The following is a 15337-nucleotide window of genomic DNA, read 5'->3' on the forward strand; positions in this document are numbered from 1 at the left end:
CGTGCCTGCTTAATTCAGGTAATTCGGAAATAGGTTTTGAGTCTGGCCCTGGGCGTTTTTCGAGCCAGGTCGGCAAGTATAGGGACTTCGTCCTTTCTAAAGAACCCTTTGCACAAAATTTAACCAGCTGTGGAGAACTCGCGGTTAAAAAAATAAAAAAGAAAGAAATTTATAGAATCTTTGTTTTTATGTTTATTCTTACTGAGCAACAGTTCTGTGGATAAGGCCCTGTAAGCCTTTATATTCAAGCTGTACAGAGAATCAAAACCCTGTGCTCATCTGGCCATGAGGCCGTTGGATAACCGGTTTAAGCCTGTGGATGAACGGGTAGGTTATCCACAGAGGCAGTTATATCCAGTTTTCAGGGCTGCTTATCAACCGACCTCAGCGGCAGTTATTCACAGGGCTTAATCCACAGGCGATCGCTCACGGCCAAGCCGCCGCAGGGGCAATCGTATTGAGAAGGAAGAGGGGGAACCGGGCTTGATTGGCTGTCAGCGGCAGCCCGGTTGCACGGGATTGGCCTTATTTGCCGATGCAGAAGCTGGAGAAGATCCGCCCCAGCAAGTCATCGGAACTGAAGGCTCCGGTGATTTCACCGAGGGAATGCTGCGCTTGGCGCAGGTCTTCGGCCAGCAACTCACCGGCGCCTGCCAGGGTCAGCTGCGCACGACCGTGCTCAAGGGCAGCGCTGGCGTGACGCAATGCTTCAAGATGCCGGCGGCGAGCGCTGAAGCTGCTTTCCGATGTCTGCTCATAGCCCATGCAGGCCTTGAGATGATCGCGCAGTAACTCCAGGCCTTCACCGGCCGCCTTCGCGCTCAGGCTGATAGTGACGTGGCCATCGTCGCTCACTTCGAGGGCTATCGCTTCGCCCGTCAGGTCTGCCTTGTTGCGAATCAAGGTGACCTTTGCCGGATCCGGACGAACCTCCAGGAATTCAGGCCACAAAGCGAAAGGATCGCCTGCTTCCGGCGCAGTGGCATCCACCACCAACAACACACGATCAGCCTCCCCAATAGCCTTGAGGGCCCGCTCCACGCCGATTTTCTCGACCTGGTCGTCGGTATCGCGCAAGCCAGCGGTGTCCACGACGTGCAGCGGCATGCCGTCGATGTGGATATGTTCACGCAAGATGTCCCGGGTGGTGCCGGCAATCTCAGTAACAATGGCAGCCTCGCGCCCGGCCAGGGCGTTCAAGAGGCTGGACTTACCGGCGTTGGGGCGGCCGGCAATGACCACAGTCATACCGTCGCGCAACAAAGCCCCCTGCCCAGCTTCCCTCAAGACTGTGGATAATTCATCGCGCACCTTGTCGAGCATGCTCAACACGTGGCCGTCGGCGAGAAAATCGATTTCCTCTTCGGGGAAATCGATGGCCGCCTCGACGTAGATCCGCAGACCGATCAGTTGTTCGGTAAGGTTATGCACACGCTGTGAAAACGCCCCCTGCAATGACCGTAACGCGTTGCGTGCAGCCTGCGCAGAGCTGGCTTCGATCAAATCGGCAATCGCCTCGGCCTGGGCCAGGTCGAGTTTGTCATTAAGAAAGGCCCGCTCGCTGAACTCACCCGGCCGGGCCAGGCGGCAACCCAACTCGAGGCAACGCTGGAGCAGCATGTCCAGGACGACGGGGCCGCCATGCCCCTGTAGTTCCAGCACATCCTCGCCGGTGAATGATTTCGGCCCAGGGAAATACAAGGCCAGGCCTTCATCGAGAACATGTTTGTCAGCGTCAAGAAAAGGTCCGTAGTGAGCGAAGCGCGGTTTCAGTTCGCGGCCGCTGATAGCCTTGGCCGCAACGCCAGCCAAAGGCCCCGAAATACGGACGATGCCGACCCCGCCGCGACCTTGGGCGGTGGCGACGGCGGCGATGGTTTCACGCGGTGCGCTCATAAACCGGTATCCAGACAAAAATGGCAGATAGCAAAACGCCCCACTAGGGGGCGTTTTGTGTGGTTATCCACAGGGCAAGTTACGCCTCGGCTTTTTTCGTGGCCGCTTCGATCTTACGCGTGATGTACCACTGCTGAGTGATGGACAACACGTTGTTCACAACCCAGTACAGCACAAGACCGGCCGGGAACCACAGGAAGAAGAAGGTGAAGATGATCGGCATCATTTTCATGACCTTCGCCTGCATCGGATCCGGAGGTGTCGGGTTCAGCTGCTGCTGGATGAACATGGTAGCGCCCATGATGATCGGCAGGATGAAGAACGGATCCTTGATCGACAGGTCGGTGATCCACAGCATGAACGGTGCCTGGCGCATCTCCACGCTTTCCAGCAGAACCCAGTAAAGCGCGAGGAACACCGGCATCTGTACAAGAATCGGCAAGCAACCACCCAGCGGGTTGATCTTCTCTTTCTTGTACAGCTCCATCATGGCCTGGGACATTTTCTGCCGGTCATCGCCATGCTGTTCTTTCAGGGCAGCCAGTTTCGGTGCCACTGCACGCATGCGCGCCATCGATTTGTAGCTGGCCGCCGACAAGGGGAAGAAAATACCCTTGATCAGCATGGTGAGGAAGATGATCGACCACCCCCAATTGCCGACGATGCTGTGGATATGTTGCAGCAACCAGAAGATCGGCTGGGCAATGAACCACAGGAAACCGTAGTCGACAGTCAATTCCAGGCCTGGGGACAACTGCTTCAGTACGGCTTGGCTTTTCGGACCGGCATACAGAATGGCGCTGGTCTCGACTTTTGCGCCTGGCGCTGCAGTCAACGCAGGGCCGGTATAGCCGACGATGTAGTTGCCTTTACTGTCCTTGCGCGTCTGGACGACATTGTTTTCGCCCTTCTGCGGAATCCATGCCGTTACGAAGTAGTGTTGCAACCAGGCAACCCAGCCACCCTGAACGGTTTCTTTCAGCTGAGCCTTGTCCATGTCCTTCATGGACACTTTTTTGTACGGCTCCGAACTTGTCCACAGGGCAGCGCCCAGATAAGTCGCGGTACCGGTGGCGGTGCTGGACGAAGGATCATCACTGGCGTCGCGCTTCAACTGCGCGAACATCGCACCCGACCAGGGCTGAGCGCTCTGGTTGTCTACCAGATAGGAAACAGTCACGTCATACAGGCCGCGTTTCAGGGTGAAACGCTTGATGTAATTGACGCCGTCCTTGCTGAACTTCAGGTCGACGACCAGTTGGTCCTGGCCGTCAGCCAGCTGATAGACCTTCTTCTCGGCGGAATAAACCGGACGACCGGCCGGATTTGCATCCGGGCCATTGGCACCAATCAGGCCACTTTGAGCCAGATAGGTCCGCTCGTTACCGTTGTCGAACAACTGGAACGGGATTTCCGGGTGATCCTGGCGACGCGGATACAGCGGCAGCTTCAATTGAGCGACATCACCACCTTGTGGATCGATTGCCAGCTCGAGCACATCCGTCTTGATCTGAATCAGGTCCTTGCTGGCAGCCACGGGGGCTTCGGCAGGGGCGCTGGTGTCGCTCGCCGCGCGCGGGACATCGTCATTGCTGGCGGTGTTAGTGCCAGTTGTTGTATCCGGCAGACTCGGTGCGGTATTGCTGGCTGCAACATTCTGAGTCGGCAGGGCAGCCTGGCCATAGTCCTGGTTCCATTTAAGGACCATGACGTAGGACACGATTGCCAGGGCGACGATCAGGATCGTGCGTTTGATATCCATGATTACTCGGCCATCGAAGAAGAACGGGAGGTAGGGATAGGCGGAACCGGGTCATAACCGCCGGGATTCCACGGATGACAGCGACCTAAACGACGAAAGGTCAGCCAGCCACCGCGCAGAAGACCATGATTTTCTATGGCTTCATACGCGTAGCAGGAACAACTGGGGTAGAAACGACAGTGGCTGGCCATCAGGGGACTGATGGCATAGCGATAAAACTGGATCGGAACGAGTGCCAGTTTACGCATCGGTGCTGTCCACCCCTACAGTCTCGGTGTTGGCTACCGGTGCTGGCTTGTTACGAGCCAGGCGTTTCCAGAGCTTGCCGAAATGCTGAATCAATTCGGGGTTTTCTACGTCACCCAAACCTTTGCGCGCGACGATAACAATGTCCCAGCCGACCAGTGAATCCTGGTTCAGGCGAAACGATTCGCGCATCAGACGTTTGAGGCGATTGCGCTGAACGGAGAGCTTGACGCTCTTTTTCCCGATAACCAGCCCTAGGCGGGGGTGATCGAGATCGTTGTTGCGCGCAAGGAGCAGGAGATTTTTCCCCGGAACCTTGCCGGTAGGGGAGTCAAAGACTGCCTTGAAATGCCGGGGTGTAAGCAGACGCTTTTCCCGACTGAAGTCCTGACTCACCTCCAGTGCCGGATTATCAAACTGCCAGACGCGCACGACCTTTGGCGCGACGACGCGACAGGACGGCACGACCGTTCTTGGTAGCCATGCGAGCACGGAAACCGTGGGTACGAGCGCGTTTGATAGTGCTTGGTTGGAAAGTACGTTTCATGTCGTGTTACCTGGTTCGTCCACAACGGGCCGGAATGGCCCCCGTTTTAAGAGACCGGGGATTCTAGAGAAAGCAAGCCTCTAGGTCAATTTCCAACCAGCGTTTCCTTTAAATAGATATCCAGCCCCTTCTTTGCGGATTCGACGCAGACCGCTAGATATAGAAATAAAGAGGGGAATTATTTAAAGCTTTTCTGTAAAGCTTATAAAAGCTAGCAAGCCACCTGCCTGTGGATAACCTTATCAAGGCCTTACAAATCGCTGTGTACAGAGAATGACAACTACAGTGGAAAGCGGTGACAACCCTGTGCTGCGCTGTCGGATAAGCTGTGGGTGGAATGGGTAGTTATCCACAGAGCGGTTATCCACTGAGTTCGCCCCCCAGTTGTACAACGAGCTCAGGGCTGGTTATCCACAGCCCTTATCCACCGACCGTCCGTCGTCTTTCGTTCTGTTAAGGCATTGATAAATCATGGGCGATACGCAACCTGCATGTGGATAAGTGAGCGGCTGATCGCTACAATGGCCGCTTGTTTTTGCCTCACCGGCTTTCAACTCAGGGGATATCCGTGTCAGTGGAACTTTGGCAGCAGTGCGTTGAGCTTTTGCGCGATGAGTTGCCTGCCCAACAATTCAACACTTGGATCCGTCCACTACAGGTCGAAGCCGAAGGCGACGAGTTGCGCGTCTATGCGCCGAACCGTTTCGTTCTCGACTGGGTCAACGAAAAGTACCTTGGCCGGGTCATGGAACTGCTCGATGAGCATGGCAATGGCATGGCGCCTGCGCTGTCCTTGTTAATAGGCAGCAAGCGCAGCTCGGCACCGCGCGCGGCACCCAATGCGCCGCTGGCCGCTGCTGCGTCACAGGCGCAACAGGCCGCTACGCCACCGACCAACAACCATGCCGCACCGACGCCCGCGCCTGCCCCGGGCAAACGCAACGCTCAGAAGGTCGCCGAAGTCAGCGAGGAGCCCTCCCGGGACAGCTTCGACCCAATGGCCGGTGCGAGCTCCCAGCAGGCACCGGTGCGCGCTGAACAACGGACGGTCCAGGTCGAAGGTGCGCTCAAGCACACCAGCTACCTGAACCGGACCTTTACCTTCGAGAACTTCGTCGAAGGCAAGTCCAACCAACTTGCCCGGGCTGCAGCCTGGCAGGTGGCGGACAATCCCAAGCACGGCTACAACCCGCTCTTCCTTTATGGCGGCGTCGGCTTGGGTAAGACCCACCTGATGCACGCGGTGGGCAACCATCTATTAAAGAAGAATCCGAATGCCAAGGTCGTGTACCTGCATTCCGAGCGTTTCGTGGCTGACATGGTCAAGGCCTTGCAACTGAACGCCATCAACGAGTTCAAGCGTTTCTACCGTTCGGTGGACGCCTTGCTGATCGACGACATCCAATTTTTCGCTCGCAAGGAACGGTCTCAGGAAGAGTTTTTCCACACCTTCAACGCATTGCTTGAAGGTGGGCAGCAGGTCATTCTTACCAGCGACCGGTACCCGAAAGAGATCGAAGGCCTCGAAGAACGCCTCAAGTCACGTTTCGGTTGGGGCCTGACGGTGGCCGTAGAGCCGCCGGAACTGGAAACCCGCGTCGCGATCCTGATGAAGAAGGCCGACCAGGCCAAGGTCGAGCTGCCTCACGATGCAGCGTTCTTCATCGCCCAGCGTATTCGCTCGAACGTGCGTGAGCTGGAAGGTGCACTGAAGCGGGTGATTGCCCACTCTCACTTCATGGGTCGCGATATCACCATCGAGCTGATCCGCGAATCCTTGAAGGACTTGCTGGCGCTGCAGGACAAGCTTGTCTCTGTGGATAACATTCAGCGTACCGTTGCTGAATACTACAAAATCAAAATTTCCGATCTGCTTTCCAAGCGCCGTTCGCGTTCGGTGGCACGACCGCGTCAGGTGGCTATGGCCTTGTCCAAGGAGCTGACCAACCACAGCCTGCCGGAAATCGGCGATGTGTTTGGCGGACGCGACCACACCACCGTGTTGCACGCCTGCCGCAAGATCAACGAACTTAAGGAATCCGACGCGGACATCCGCGAGGACTACAAGAACCTGCTGCGTACACTGACCACTTGATGACCACCAGCGCAGCTTATTAAGGCAAGGGACTAGACCATGCATTTCACCATTCAACGCGAAGCCCTGTTGAAACCCCTGCAACTGGTCGCGGGCGTCGTCGAACGCCGCCAGACCTTGCCGGTACTTTCCAACGTGCTGCTGGTTGTCGAAGGCCAGCAATTGTCGCTGACCGGTACCGACCTGGAAGTCGAGCTGGTCGGTCGTGTCCAACTTGAAGAGCCGGCCGATCCGGGCTCCATCACCGTGCCGGCGCGCAAGCTGATGGACATCTGCAAGAGCCTGCCAAACGACGCGCTGATCGACATCAAGGTCGATGAGCAGAAGCTCGTGGTCAAGGCCGGTCGTAGTCGCTTCACCTTGTCGACCCTGCCAGCCAACGATTTCCCGACGGTGGAAGAAGGCCCGGGCTCGCTGACCTGCAGCCTGGAACAAAGCAAGCTGCGTCGCCTGATCGAGCGGACCAGTTTCGCCATGGCCCAGCAGGACGTGCGTTATTACCTCAACGGCATGCTGCTGGAGGTCTCGGCCGGCATCATCCGCGCCGTGGCGACTGACGGTCACCGCCTGGCGATGTGCTCCATGCAAGCCGATATCGGCCAGCCGGATCGTCACCAGGTCATCGTGCCGCGCAAAGGCATCCTGGAGCTGGCGCGCCTGCTGACCGAGCCGGATGGCAACGTCAGCATCGTCCTGGGCCAGCATCACATCCGCGCGACCACCGGCGAGTTCACCTTCACTTCGAAACTGGTGGACGGCAAATTCCCTGACTACGAGCGCGTCCTGCCCAAAGGTGGCGACAAGCTGGTACTTGGCGATCGTCAGGCGCTGCGCGAAGCCTTCAGCCGCACCGCGATCCTGTCCAACGAGAAGTACCGCGGCATTCGTCTGCAACTAGCCAACGGTCAGCTAAAGATCCAGGCGAACAACCCGGAGCAGGAAGAAGCGGAAGAAGAAGTAGGCGTGGAGTACAACGGTGGCTCCCTGGAAATCGGGTTCAACGTCAGCTATCTGCTGGACGTATTGGGCGTGATGACCACCGAGCAGGTACGTCTGATCCTGTCCGACTCCAACAGCAGTGCGCTGGTGCAGGAATCCGACAACGACGATTCGGCTTACGTTGTCATGCCGATGCGTCTGTAATCAGAATCAGCTAGATGTCCTTAAGTCGCGTCTCGGTCACCGCGGTGCGCAATTTGCACCCGGTGACCTTCTCCCCCTCCCCCCGCATCAATATTCTTTACGGCGCCAACGGCAGCGGCAAGACCAGCGTCTTGGAAGCTGTGCATCTGCTTGGGCTTGCCCGTTCGTTTCGCAGCACCCGCCTATTGCCGGTCATTCAGTACGACCAACTGGCATGTACGGTGTTTGGGCAGGTTGAACTGGCTGAAGGTGGTCACAGCGCATTGGGGATTTCACGGGACCGGCAGGGCGAATTCCAGATTCGCATCGATGGGCAAAATGCCCGTAGCGCAGCACAACTGGCGGAAATCCTCCCGTTGCAGCTGATCAATCCGGACAGTTTTCGGTTGTTGGAAGGGGCGCCGAAGATCCGCCGGCAGTTTCTCGACTGGGGTGTGTTCCACGTGGAACCACGTTTCATGGCCACGTGGCAGCGTTTGCAGAAGGCGCTGCGCCAGCGAAACTCTTGGCTGCGACATGGTACACTTGACGCCGTTTCGCAAGCGGTTTGGGACAGAGAGCTGTGCCAAGCCAGCGCCGAAATCGATGAATACCGCCGCGCTTATATAAAAGCCTTGAAACCGGTCTTCGAACAGACCTTGAGCGAACTGGTTGAGCTTGAGGGACTGACGCTCAGCTATTACCGAGGCTGGGACAAGGACCGGGAATTGAGCGCTGTGCTGGCTGGCTCGCTACAGCGTGATCAGCAGATGGGGCATACCCAGGCCGGACCACAACGTGCTGACTTGCGTCTCAGACTGGGCGCGCACAATGCAGCGGACATATTGTCCCGCGGTCAGCAGAAGTTGGTGGTGTGCGCCTTGCGTATCGCCCAAGGTCATTTGGTCAGCCAGGCCCGTCGCGGTCAGTGTATTTATCTGGTGGATGACTTGCCGTCCGAACTGGACGAGACTCACCGCCGTGCGCTTTGCCGCTTGCTGGAAGACTTACGCTGCCAGGTATTCATCACCTGTGTAGACCACGAATTATTGAGGGAAGGCTGGCAGACGGAAACGCCAGTCGCTCTGTTCCACGTGGAACAGGGCCGTATCACCCAGACCCACGACCATCGGGAGTGAAGGCATTGAGCGAAGAAAACACGTACGACTCAACGAGCATTAAAGTGCTTAAAGGCCTGGATGCCGTACGCAAACGTCCCGGTATGTACATTGGTGACACCGACGATGGCAGCGGTCTGCACCACATGGTGTTCGAGGTGGTCGACAACTCCATCGACGAAGCCCTTGCCGGTCATTGCGACGACATCAGCATCATTATCCACCCGGATGAGTCCATCACCGTTCGCGACAACGGCCGTGGCATCCCGGTAGACGTACACAAAGAAGAAGGCGTTTCCGCGGCTGAGGTCATCATGACCGTATTGCACGCCGGCGGTAAGTTCGACGACAACTCCTACAAAGTCTCCGGCGGTCTGCACGGTGTTGGTGTGTCGGTTGTAAACGCGCTGTCCGAGAAGCTTGTTCTCACTGTTCGCCGCAGCGGCAAGATCTGGGAACAGACCTACGTCCACGGCGTGCCTCAGGCGCCGATGGCAATCGTTGGCGACAGTGAGTCCACGGGGACCCAGATTCACTTCAAGGCCTCCAGCGAAACCTTCAAGAACATCCACTTCAGCTGGGATATCCTGGCCAAGCGGATTCGTGAGCTGTCCTTCCTGAACTCCGGTGTCGGCATCGTCCTCAAGGACGAGCGCAGCGGCAAGGAAGAGCTGTTCAAGTACGAAGGCGGCCTGCGGGCATTCGTCGAGTACCTGAACACCAACAAGACCCCGGTCAACCAGGTGTTCCACTTTAACGTCCAGCGTGAAGACGGCATCGGCGTGGAAATCGCCCTGCAGTGGAACGACAGCTTCAACGAGAACCTGTTGTGCTTTACCAACAACATTCCGCAGCGCGATGGTGGTACTCACCTGGTGGGCTTCCGTTCAGCGCTGACGCGTAACCTGAACAACTACATCGAACAGGAAGGGCTGGCGAAGAAGCACAAAGTCGCTACCACCGGTGACGACGCCCGTGAAGGCCTGACCGCGATTATCTCGGTGAAGGTGCCGGATCCGAAGTTCAGTTCTCAGACCAAGGACAAACTGGTGTCTTCCGAAGTGAAGACCGCCGTCGAACAGGAGATGGGCAAGTACTTCTCCGACTTCCTGCTGGAGAACCCGAACGAAGCCAAGCTGGTGGTCGGTAAGATGATCGACGCCGCCCGTGCCCGTGAAGCGGCGCGCAAGGCCCGTGAGATGACTCGCCGCAAAGGCGCGCTGGACATCGCCGGCCTGCCGGGCAAACTGGCCGACTGCCAGGAGAAGGACCCTGCCCTGTCCGAGCTGTACCTGGTGGAAGGTGACTCTGCTGGCGGTTCCGCCAAGCAGGGCCGCAACCGTCGTACCCAGGCGATCCTGCCGCTCAAAGGCAAGATCCTCAACGTCGAAAAGGCACGCTTCGACAAGATGATCTCTTCCCAGGAGGTCGGTACGCTGATCACCGCGCTGGGCTGTGGCATCGGCCGCGAAGAGTACAACATCGACAAGCTGCGCTATCACAACATCATCATCATGACCGACGCCGACGTCGACGGTTCGCACATCCGCACCCTGCTGCTGACGTTCTTCTTCCGTCAGTTGCCGGAGCTGATCGAGCGCGGCTACATCTATATCGCCCAGCCGCCTTTGTACAAGGTCAAGAAAGGCAAGCAAGAGCAATACATCAAAGACGACGACGCCATGGAAGAGTACATGACGCAGTCGGCCCTGGAAGACGCGAGCCTGCACCTGAACGAAGATGCCCCAGGCATTTCCGGTGAAGCCCTTGAGCGCCTGGTGAATGATTTCCGCCTGGTGATGAAGACCCTCAAGCGCCTCTCACGCCTGTACCCACAGGAACTGACCGAGCACTTCATCTACCTGCCGGCCGTCAGCCTGGAGCAGCTGTCCGATCACGCAGCGATGCAGGATTGGCTGGCCCAGTACGAAGTACGCCTGCGTACCGTGGAAAAATCCGGCCTGGTCTACAAAGCCAGCCTGCGTGAAGACCGTGAGCGTAACGTCTGGCTGCCGGAGGTTGAACTGATCTCCCACGGTCTGTCGAACTACGTCACCTTCAACCGCGATTTCTTCGGCAGCAACGACTACAAGACCGTCGTATCCCTCGGCGCGCAACTGAGCACGCTGTTGGACGAAGGTGCGTACATCCAACGTGGTGAGCGCAAGAAAGCCGTGACTGAGTTCAAGGAAGCCCTTGAATGGCTGATGGCCGAAAGCACCAAGCGCCACACCATCCAGCGATACAAAGGGCTGGGTGAGATGAATCCGGATCAGCTGTGGGAAACCACCATGGATCCGGGCTCGCGCCGCATGCTGAAAGTCACCATCGAAGACGCCATTGGCGCGGACCAGATCTTCAACACCCTGATGGGTGATGCGGTCGAGCCCCGTCGTGACTTCATCGAGAGCAACGCGTTGGCGGTGTCCAACTTGGATTTCTGATCCGGCTTGCCCTGCCCCAACCAAAAAGGCCAACGCTCATGCGTTGGCCTTTTTTTATGCTAACTGGCCACTGAAGTCTCACTCCCCGCCGCAACGCTCTCCAACCGATACCCATACCCGTAGATCGTCAACAACTGCCAGCCGCGATCAGCGGTCAGCCCGAGCTTGTTGCGCAGGCGATAGATGTGGGTATCGAGCGGGCGCGACGAGGTCATTTCTTCATGGGTCCAGAAGCGCTCATAGAAGTACTCCCGTGACAGCGGCCGACCCAGGTTGGCGAACAGGCAGCGGGCCAGGCGGTATTCCCGTTCAGTCAGGCTGATGGGGATACCGGCGCGGGTGACGGTCAATTCGGCATCGTCGAATTCGAGGTCATTGAACACCAGCACTTCAGTGGTCGGGGTGCGTTGCAGGTTGTGACGCCTTAGCACCGCGGTGACCCGGGCCTTGAGCTCGTTGGGACGGAAGGGCTTGCTGACGTAGTCATCGGCACCGGCGTTAAGCGCCTGGACGATGTCGTGCTCGCCGTCGCGGCTGGTGAGCATGATGGCTGCGGGTGGCGAGTCCATGTGCTCACGTGTCCAGCGCAGCAAGGACAAGCCACTGATGTCAGGTAATTGCCAGTCCAGGATCAACAGGTCAAACGTTTCCCTGCGCAGTTGTCGCAGCAGGTCTTCACCCCGTTCGAAACTGTGAAGTGTCCAGGCGGGCTCTCCCCTGCCGGGAATTTGCTGCAGTGTCTGTTCCACCCGGCGCAACTCCGCCGGTTCATCGTCCAGTATGGCGACACGCATGGAATGCGATTCCTTGGTTCCAAGAATAACGGACATTCTCAGCTGGCAATCAAAAGCAGCCGGTGGCTGGTTCGTCGTCGTTGAGGTGTCACTGGCTGCGACAATACCGGCTCGCGATGCGAAGTGAAAGGCAGCCGCATTGCCATCATCAAGTCCGTTATAGTCTTGGCCGCAGCTGTGAGCTGGAGGCTGCCCGCATGTATAAACCGTCCGATCTTCCGCCAAGGTATTTATGAACCCTCCGCGTCGCCGTGAAAGCCGTGAACCGACCCAGGTGCAGCGATTGTTCCGACAATTGATGCGTGAAGGATTGTGGATAAGTCTGTTGTTGCTACCAATGACCGCGCTGGTTTCGTTCAGTCTGCAATCGGCACGCAACGGGCCGGGCGCAGCATTGCTGTCGGTGTGTCTGGTTGGCTGTGTATTGGGTTTGCTGCTGTTGCGCCCGCACTTCGCATTGAGCGCGACGTTGGGCGGAATGGGCCTGGCCCTGCTACTCAGCGCATTGCTGGGTGCGCAGGGGTGGGCGTGGTCGCCGGTGGCCAGCCTGTTGGGCATGCTGCTGGGTTATCTGGTCTGGAACTGGCGGCGCCTGAGCGTGGTGTTGGCTTATTTCGGCTGGGAGCTGGCGCGCCTGGATGCGGAACCCAAGGTCTTCCCGGAACGCCGGCGCGCTTCCTACACCGGTAGTGATCGCTTGCAGGGCCAGATCATGGCCTTGGAACAAGCCATGAGCCGAACCCGGGACACCCGCCGATTTATTGCCGACGGCCTGGAGTACCTGCCGGTAGCAACGATGATCAGTGATCCACAGGGCAACCTGTTGCTGGGTAATCGCAAGGCTCGCGAGTTGTTCGGTCATGCTTTGGCGGGCAGTGATGTGCTGGAGGAATTAGCGCGGTTGGGTTATCCGGCATTGGTTCACTCCCCTGCCCACCGGTTGTCCACGTTACCACTGGTTGAATTTCGCGATACCCGCGAGCGCAGCTTGCGACTGGAACGTGCCGCGCTGTTGCCGGTGGACGGTGATGTGCCCATTGGCTGGTTGCTCAGCCTGACTGATCTGAGCGCTGAACGGGAAGCCGAAGAGCAGCGCAGCGTCATGCTTCGTTTTCTCTCCCACGATTTGCGCGCGCCCCATTCGGCGATCCTGGCTCTGCTCGATGTGCAGCGGCATAAGGCCGGTGCCGACAAGCCGCTATTCGACCAGATCGAGCGCCAGGTGCGCCGCGCCCTGGAATTGACCGATGGGTTTGTGCAGTTGGCCAAGGCCGAGTCCGAGGCTTATCAGTTCCAACCGACCCTATTCGCCATGCTGGTCCTGGACGTGGTCGACCAGGCATTGCCTGTTGCCCAAGCCAGGAATATTCGGTTGGAGCACCAACTCGACGAAGAAGAAGCGCTGATCAGCGCTGATCAATCCCTGCTGACCCGCGCCCTGTTTAACTTGATGGAGAACGCCATCAAGTACAGTGCGCCCGACACGTGTGTAACGTTGCAGGTCCGTTGTGCCCAGGGCTGGTTGACGTGTGACGTCGTTGATCAGGGCAAAGGCATCGGCGCGCAGGAACTGCCGGATCTGTTCGTCCAGTACCGACGGTTTTCCTCGGCCCATGGTGTGGATGGCATCGGTCTGGGACTGTCGATGGTCAAGGCGGTCGTGGACCGTCATGGTGGGCAAATCGATTGCCGTAGCGTGGTAAACGAAGGCACTACGTTCAGCCTGCGCTTTCCGTTGTTGGAGGAATAAAAAAAGATCGCGGCCTTGGTCAGGCGGCGACCTTTTTCAGTGCGCTATAAAACTTATGCACCTCGTACAAGGTTTTAGGTGTTTAAGAAATATGTATTAAAAACAGCAGGTTATCTGTTAAAACTGACGAAATCAGAAAAAACGGTACACAGGTTATCCACAATTCTCAGACAGCCAACTTGTCCGGCGTCGCCGGCGCAGCAGGGGCCGGAGGAAGCGAGCCCAATTCCCGTTGCGTCTGTTCATTCCAAGCCTGTACACGGTCGTTCAGCTCGGCAATCGCGCGCGGCCCACTGCCCTCTGCATACATGGGGGCGCCGATGACCACGGTGATAACGCCTGGTGTTCTGACCCAGCCGGCCTTGGGCCAGAATTTGCCCGCATTGTGTGCAATCGGTAGTACTGGCAGGCCGGCGTTTACCGCCAATGCGGAGCCACTGCGGGAAAACTTGCCGATGGTCCCGTAAGGTACGCGGGTTCCCTCGGGAAAGATCAGTACCCAAACGTTGTCCTTGAGCAGCACATCGCCTTTTTGCGCTACCTGCTTGAGGGCAACCTTCGGGTTGTCACGGTCGATGGCAATCGGGCGCAGCATCGCCATGGCCCAGCCGAAGAACGGTACGAACAGCAGCTCGCGCTTGAGCACCTGGCTCAACGGTTCGAAATAAGCCGAGAGAAAGAAGGTCTCCCAAGTGCTCTGGTGGTTGGACTGGATGACACAAGGGCGCTCAGGCACATTCTCGGCACCTTTCACTTCGTAGCGGATGCCCAGAAACACCTTGCTCAGCCAGAGTGCGCAACGGCACCAGTAAACATTGATGAAGCGGTAGCGCGTCCTGAACGACATGAACGGCGCGACAAAAAAACTCAACGTGCACCACAACAAGGAACTGGTGCCCAGCAGCAGGTAAAAGAGGAAGCTTCTGATGGCCTGCAATATCGACATAGCGGCGTTTACCATTGCGGGCAATGCCCGCCTGTTCAAGCGCTTCCCGAACAATCCTTGATCAGGATGTCTTGGGAGCTCTAATTGTGGATAAGTTCAGCGGCAACCGCCGCCAGGTCGTCAAAAATCAAGGTGCCCACCGGTAGGGTCTTGCCCAGAGTCTTTTCGCCTTTTCCGGTCTTGACCAAAACTGGCTGACAATCGACGGCCTTCGCCGCCTCCAGGTCACCGAGGCTGTCGCCGACAAACCACACGCCCGACAGCGCAACGTCATAGTGAGCGGCGATGGTTTTCAGCATCCCGGGCTTGGGCTTGCGGCAATCGCAGCCCTCGTCCGGCCCATGTGGGCAATAAACGATCAGCCCGATATCACCGCCCTGCCCGGCCACCAGCTCTCGCAAGCGTTCATGCATGGCGTCGAGGACGGCGAGTTCGTAGTAACCGCGGGCAATGCCCGACTGGTTGGTGGCGACCGCCACCGTCCAGCCGGCCTTGCTCAACTGCGCGATGGCCTCGATGGAACCGGGGATCGGCAACCACTCCTCCACCGACTTGATGTAAGCGTCGGAGTCGTGATTGATCACTCCGTCCCGATCGAGAATCAGCAGTTTCAAGAC

At 57.8% G+C, this 15337-nt stretch carries 13 protein-coding genes; 5 read left to right on the top strand and 8 right to left on the bottom strand.

The window, feature by feature from the left end:
- Nucleotides 1–525: 525 nt before the first annotated feature.
- The 5 genes from mnmE to rpmH all read right to left on the bottom strand — a co-directional run bounded on the left by mnmE (nucleotide 526) and on the right by rpmH (nucleotide 4451).
- On the bottom strand, nucleotides 526–1896 hold the full coding sequence (mnmE, locus tag J3P94_RS00635; RefSeq protein WP_434570703.1) for a tRNA uridine-5-carboxymethylaminomethyl(34) synthesis GTPase MnmE: 1371 nt from the start codon (nucleotides 1894–1896) through the stop codon (nucleotides 526–528).
- A gap of 79 nt (nucleotides 1897–1975) precedes the next feature.
- A complete protein-coding gene (yidC, locus tag J3P94_RS00640) occupies nucleotides 1976–3658 on the bottom strand; it encodes a membrane protein insertase YidC (protein WP_434570705.1) in 1683 nt (560 codons plus the stop codon).
- A gap of 2 nt (nucleotides 3659–3660) precedes the next feature.
- Nucleotides 3661–3906: a membrane protein insertion efficiency factor YidD gene (yidD, locus tag J3P94_RS00645; protein ID WP_010465488.1), complete on the bottom strand. Its 246-nt coding sequence runs from the start codon at nucleotides 3904–3906 to the stop codon at nucleotides 3661–3663.
- Nucleotides 3899–4300, bottom strand: a complete 402-nt coding sequence (gene rnpA, locus J3P94_RS00650; protein ID WP_434574324.1) for a ribonuclease P protein component — start codon at nucleotides 4298–4300, stop codon at nucleotides 3899–3901. The genes yidD and rnpA overlap by 8 nt, the downstream gene beginning before the upstream one ends.
- Before the next feature lie 16 nt (nucleotides 4301–4316).
- A complete protein-coding gene (gene rpmH, locus J3P94_RS00655) occupies nucleotides 4317–4451 on the bottom strand; it encodes a 50S ribosomal protein L34 (RefSeq protein ID WP_003213577.1) in 135 nt (44 codons plus the stop codon).
- 568 nt (nucleotides 4452–5019) lie between these two features.
- On the opposite strand from rpmH, the gene dnaA reads away from it, so the two are divergent.
- Genes dnaA through gyrB form a run of 4 tightly spaced genes read left to right on the top strand, consistent with a single transcriptional unit; the run spans nucleotide 5020 to nucleotide 11230 of the window.
- Nucleotides 5020–6546, top strand: a complete 1527-nt coding sequence (gene dnaA / locus J3P94_RS00660) for a chromosomal replication initiator protein DnaA (protein WP_434570707.1) — start codon at nucleotides 5020–5022, stop codon at nucleotides 6544–6546.
- Between the two features lie 39 nt (nucleotides 6547–6585).
- The gene (gene dnaN / locus J3P94_RS00665; protein WP_007903001.1) at nucleotides 6586–7689 is read left to right on the top strand and encodes a DNA polymerase III subunit beta; all 1104 of its coding nucleotides are present in this window, start codon (nucleotides 6586–6588) and stop codon (nucleotides 7687–7689) included.
- Between the two features lie 14 nt (nucleotides 7690–7703).
- A complete protein-coding gene (gene recF / locus J3P94_RS00670) occupies nucleotides 7704–8807 on the top strand; it encodes a DNA replication/repair protein RecF (protein ID WP_305497751.1) in 1104 nt (367 codons plus the stop codon).
- Between the two features lie 5 nt (nucleotides 8808–8812).
- Nucleotides 8813–11230 (top strand): DNA topoisomerase (ATP-hydrolyzing) subunit B, encoded by a 2418-nt coding sequence (gyrB, locus tag J3P94_RS00675; RefSeq protein ID WP_305497752.1) that lies wholly within the window; start codon nucleotides 8813–8815, stop codon nucleotides 11228–11230.
- A 59-nt stretch (nucleotides 11231–11289) separates the two neighbouring features.
- Here the strand turns inward: gyrB and J3P94_RS00680 are convergent, their stop codons facing one another.
- Nucleotides 11290–12024 carry a response regulator transcription factor gene (locus tag J3P94_RS00680; RefSeq protein WP_434570710.1) on the bottom strand — a complete coding sequence of 245 codons (735 nt, stop codon included), beginning with the start codon at nucleotides 12022–12024 and terminating at the stop codon, nucleotides 11290–11292.
- A gap of 232 nt (nucleotides 12025–12256) precedes the next feature.
- Between J3P94_RS00680 and J3P94_RS00685 the strand changes: the two genes are divergently transcribed.
- Entirely contained in the window at nucleotides 12257–13774 is a 1518-nt protein-coding gene (locus J3P94_RS00685; protein ID WP_434570712.1) for an ATP-binding protein, read from the top strand.
- A 166-nt stretch (nucleotides 13775–13940) separates the two neighbouring features.
- Here J3P94_RS00685 and J3P94_RS00690 read toward each other — a convergent pair whose 3' ends face one another.
- Nucleotides 13941–14720, bottom strand: a complete 780-nt coding sequence (locus J3P94_RS00690; protein WP_434570714.1) for a lysophospholipid acyltransferase family protein — start codon at nucleotides 14718–14720, stop codon at nucleotides 13941–13943.
- 80 nt (nucleotides 14721–14800) lie between these two features.
- A complete protein-coding gene (gene gmhB, locus J3P94_RS00695; protein WP_434570715.1) occupies nucleotides 14801–15334 on the bottom strand; it encodes a D-glycero-beta-D-manno-heptose 1,7-bisphosphate 7-phosphatase in 534 nt (177 codons plus the stop codon).
- Nucleotides 15335–15337 lie beyond the last annotated feature (3 nt).

This window comes from Pseudomonas sp. Z3-8 (genome assembly GCF_051131975.1).
In the GTDB taxonomy this organism is placed as follows: Bacteria; Pseudomonadota; Gammaproteobacteria; order Pseudomonadales; family Pseudomonadaceae; genus Aquipseudomonas.

Bases quoted from the DNA above. Each gene is read 5' to 3' on its own strand.
- mnmE (WP_434570703.1), bottom strand. From the start codon at position 1,896: ATGAGCGCACCGCGTGAAACCATCGCCGCCGTCGCCACCGCCCAAGGT.
- yidC (WP_434570705.1), bottom strand. From the start codon at position 3,658: ATGGATATCAAACGCACGATCCTGATCGTCGCCCTGGCAATCGTGTCC.
- yidD (WP_010465488.1), bottom strand. From the start codon at position 3,906: ATGCGTAAACTGGCACTCGTTCCGATCCAGTTTTATCGCTATGCCATC.
- rpmH (WP_003213577.1), bottom strand. From the start codon at position 4,451: ATGAAACGTACTTTCCAACCAAGCACTATCAAACGCGCTCGTACCCAC.
- dnaN (WP_007903001.1), top strand. From the start codon at position 6,586: ATGCATTTCACCATTCAACGCGAAGCCCTGTTGAAACCCCTGCAACTG.
- recF (WP_305497751.1), top strand. From the start codon at position 7,704: ATGTCCTTAAGTCGCGTCTCGGTCACCGCGGTGCGCAATTTGCACCCG.
- J3P94_RS00680 (WP_434570710.1), bottom strand. From the start codon at position 12,024: ATGCGTGTCGCCATACTGGACGATGAACCGGCGGAGTTGCGCCGGGTG.
- J3P94_RS00685 (WP_434570712.1), top strand. From the start codon at position 12,257: ATGAACCCTCCGCGTCGCCGTGAAAGCCGTGAACCGACCCAGGTGCAG.
- J3P94_RS00690 (WP_434570714.1), bottom strand. From the start codon at position 14,720: ATGTCGATATTGCAGGCCATCAGAAGCTTCCTCTTTTACCTGCTGCTG.